General features: G+C 47.2%; 6 protein-coding genes. 4 read left to right on the plus strand and 2 right to left on the minus strand.

The window, feature by feature from the left end; genetic code table 11:
- Positions 1–49: 49 nt before the first annotated feature.
- The 4 genes from KDK19_RS10560 to KDK19_RS10575 all read left to right on the plus strand — a co-directional run bounded on the left by KDK19_RS10560 (position 50) and on the right by KDK19_RS10575 (position 2,218).
- Positions 50–586 carry a hypothetical protein gene (locus KDK19_RS10560; RefSeq protein ID WP_257291912.1) on the plus strand — a complete coding sequence of 179 codons (537 nt, stop codon included), beginning with the start codon at positions 50–52 and terminating at the stop codon, positions 584–586.
- Between the two features lie 340 nt (positions 587–926).
- Positions 927–1,319, plus strand: a complete 393-nt coding sequence (locus KDK19_RS10565) for a type II toxin-antitoxin system VapC family toxin (RefSeq protein WP_257291913.1) — start codon at positions 927–929, stop codon at positions 1,317–1,319.
- 309 nt (positions 1,320–1,628) lie between these two features.
- On the plus strand, positions 1,629–1,928 hold the full coding sequence (locus tag KDK19_RS10570) for a type II toxin-antitoxin system RelE/ParE family toxin (RefSeq protein WP_257255170.1): 300 nt from the start codon (positions 1,629–1,631) through the stop codon (positions 1,926–1,928).
- Positions 1,925–2,218: an addiction module antidote protein gene (locus KDK19_RS10575; RefSeq protein WP_257255169.1), complete on the plus strand. Its 294-nt coding sequence runs from the start codon at positions 1,925–1,927 to the stop codon at positions 2,216–2,218. Before KDK19_RS10570 ends, KDK19_RS10575 begins: the two co-directional genes overlap by 4 nt.
- Positions 2,219–2,250: 32 nt before the next feature.
- Here KDK19_RS10575 and KDK19_RS10580 read toward each other — a convergent pair whose 3' ends face one another.
- Positions 2,251–2,490 (minus strand): acyl carrier protein, encoded by a 240-nt coding sequence (locus KDK19_RS10580; RefSeq protein ID WP_257275379.1) that lies wholly within the window; start codon positions 2,488–2,490, stop codon positions 2,251–2,253.
- 132 nt (positions 2,491–2,622) lie between these two features.
- A partial coding sequence (locus tag KDK19_RS10585) for a sugar phosphate nucleotidyltransferase (protein WP_257291914.1) occupies positions 2,623–2,983 on the minus strand: 361 nt, incomplete at its 5' end.

The raw sequence follows: 2,983 nt of genomic DNA on the forward strand, positions 1-2,983 counted from the left end.
AACCTGTTTCTAGCCTCACTCTCCCCAGCTGGCTGCACGACTCTGTGAGTTGGCTCCTGTCCCGGTTCAGCATATCAACATCGGTGGTGGTCTGGGGATTCCTTATTTTCCGGGTGAGCAGGCACTGGATATTATCCCCATTGCTGAACATCTTCAAAAGCTGATGGAGGCTCGTACGGGCCGATTAAAAAATGCTGAGCTGGTTATGGAGTTAGGTCGATACCTGGTCGCAGAAGCGGGTTACTACTTCTGCCAGGTTACGGATAAAAAAGCATCCAGAGGTCAGACTTTCCTGATGACCGATGGCGGGCTGCATCATCACCTGTCAAACTCGGGAAATTTTGGGCAGGTTATCCGTAAAAACTACCCTGTTCTGATTGCTAATCGCATCGCATCGGAAGAGAAAGAAACCGTTGAGATCGTTGGACCATTATGCACCCCCCTGGATATTGTTGGGGCCAAGCTGGAGTTGCCTGTGGCAGATGTGGGTGATCTGGTTGTTGTGTTTCAGTCGGGTGCTTACGGAGCCACAGCCAGTCCGCAGAAGTTCCTGAGTCATCCTGAAGTGAAAGAGCTTCTGGTTTGAGACAGGTCAGTCGGTATCGACAGGATTGCGAAGGTAATGGCTATGGTCTATACATTTTGTACGCATTATTGTACGAATCTTTACATACGAATAAAACGGGAGAGAGTATGGAAACTGTATAGGTGAAAGTATCTGACTTTCGAGAAAACTTGCAGGTTTGGCTTGCACGGGTCAGCAATGGAGAAAGCTTGGCCCTATCCAGACATGGTGAAATTATTGCACGTATTATCCCTGAGCCAGATGGGGAGAGTGAGGCTAGAAACAGGTTAAACAAAATGGCTTCTCAATGCCAGATAGGTGATGTTATTTCACCGCTCGGCGAAAGCTGGGATGCAGAGAAGTGATCATCCTGGATACGCATGTGCTGATATTTGATGCTATCGCCCCAGACAAATTGTCAGCTAAAGCGCACAAAACTCTCGAAGCAGCAAGAGAGAAAGGCGAACTCGCATACTGTGATATTTCTATGTGGGAAATTTCTATGCTGTTAGCAAAAAAGCGTTTGACCCTTAGTGTGGATATTAGTAGCTTTCTTAAAGATGTTATTAGTGCTAACAGGCTTACTGTACTTCCTATATCACCAGAGATTGCAAAACTCTCTATCAGCTCTTGTTTTAGCCATAAGGATCCTGCTGATAGTCTCATTGGTGCCACCGCGATCTACTACCAGGCATATTTGGTAACATGTGATAGTAAACTTACTGCGGTAAGAGAATTGAAGACATTGTGGTGATTGCCAGCCAGTTATGTTGGCCTATCTGTAAAGCAATGAGTGTCGGGGCATTACAGGCCGATGAGCGGTGGCTCGCGGGAAAACGATTGTTGCTGTCTCGTTTGAAATTTTTTTCTCAGCAGAAGCAGTACAGAGGCAGTATTTCGGCAGACAAAGTGAATGCCAGTTAACTCAGGTTTAGTGGTGTTGGCGACACCCTGTAGTGCTGTTTTTGTTGCTCAGGGCGAACGTTATGGGACATAACAGCTTGGCTGTTGGCTACAACATATAGCCTTTTTATTTTGTAGTTTATAAACTACAATTTATTATATGATCACCATTAGAGAAACTGAAACCTATCGTAATTGGGAGCGCAAGTTAAAGGATGCCCGGGCAAAAGCCACCATAGCAGCTCGAATATTTCGCTTGGCTAACGGCCTTCCTGGTGATGTTTCCCCAGTTGGTCAGGGGGTCAGCGAGCTGAGAGTTCATTATGGCCCCGGATACCGAGTGTACTTCCGCCAACAAGGAGGCGAGATCATTCTTCTGCTGTGTGGAGGGAACAAGAGCACGCAGAGCAAAGATATAGAACTTGCTAAACAGCTGGCAAAACAATGGAGGAAAAAATGATGACTGAACCCGTATACGATTACGATCCCGCAGAAGCACTGTACAGCCCGGAAGCCAGAGAGGTGTTTATTACTGATGCTTTTGAGACTGGTGACGCTTCTTATATTGCCAAGGCTCTGGGGGTTGTTGCCCGGGCTGAGGGTATGAGCAACGTTGCCAGACAAACCGGCCTTTCCCGTGAGCAACTGTATCGCTCATTTAGCGAAGACGGAAACCCAACATTAAAAACCATCCTGAGCGTTATGCAGGCTCTGGGTTTTGGCATCACTCCAAAATCTCAAAAAGCCTGACACATTGGGCTCATTTCGAAACAAAAAACGACTCAGGTAGCCCGGTTAATATAGCCCAACAAACTACCAACTGTTTCGAAGATGGTCGCATCAATATCATCATCGGCTACGTTGATGCCAAAAGACTCTTCCATAGCGGTAATCACCCCCACTACGGCCATGGAGTCAAACTCAGGAAGAGCACCCAGAAGTTGGGTCTCTTCGTCAAAGGTCTGGGTCTCGACCTCCAGCACTTCCGCCAGTATCGTTTTGAGTTCGTCAATGTGTGCCATTTATGTTTCCTGGTACTGCCGATCTGGAGTCCGGCCCTTGAACAGACTGTGCAAATAAATCAGAGGGGCAACTCTATAGAGTTTCAGGGTTAGTATCAAGCTGGTGGTGTTGGTGTGTTTGCTGCGTTCTGCTCAGTTCATCAAGGACAGCAAATAGCGCCCATAACCACTCTTCAGGAGACCTGTTGCCAGTTCTTGAAACTCTGAGTCATTAATCCAGCCATTCCTCCAGGCAATTTCTTCCAGAGCCGCAATTTTCAAGCCCTGACGTTTCTCTATTGTTTGTACGAAGTGGCTGGCTTCAAGAAGTGCATCGTGAGTACCTGTATCCAGCCAGGCCATGCCTCTGCCCATCACTTCAACCTTAAGTTTTCGCAGCTCAAGGTAGATCTGATTGACGGTCGTTATCTCCAGCTCACCCCTTTCGGATGGTCGAACCTCTTTGGCAATATCAATGACCTGGTTATCGTAAAAATACAGCCCTGTTACAGCG

It is taken from the genome of Endozoicomonas sp. ONNA1, assembly GCF_024606325.1.
Classification (GTDB): domain Bacteria; phylum Pseudomonadota; class Gammaproteobacteria; order Pseudomonadales; family Endozoicomonadaceae; genus Endozoicomonas_A.

What these genes read in the sequence shown, in the direction of transcription:
- KDK19_RS10570 (WP_257255170.1), top strand. Translation starts at nt 1,629, where the DNA reads ATGATCACCATTAGAGAAACTGAAACCTATCGTAATTGGGAGCGCAAG.
- KDK19_RS10575 (WP_257255169.1), top strand. Translation starts at nt 1,925, where the DNA reads ATGATGACTGAACCCGTATACGATTACGATCCCGCAGAAGCACTGTAC.
- KDK19_RS10580 (WP_257275379.1), bottom strand. Translation starts at nt 2,490, where the DNA reads ATGGCACACATTGACGAACTCAAAACGATACTGGCGGAAGTGCTGGAG.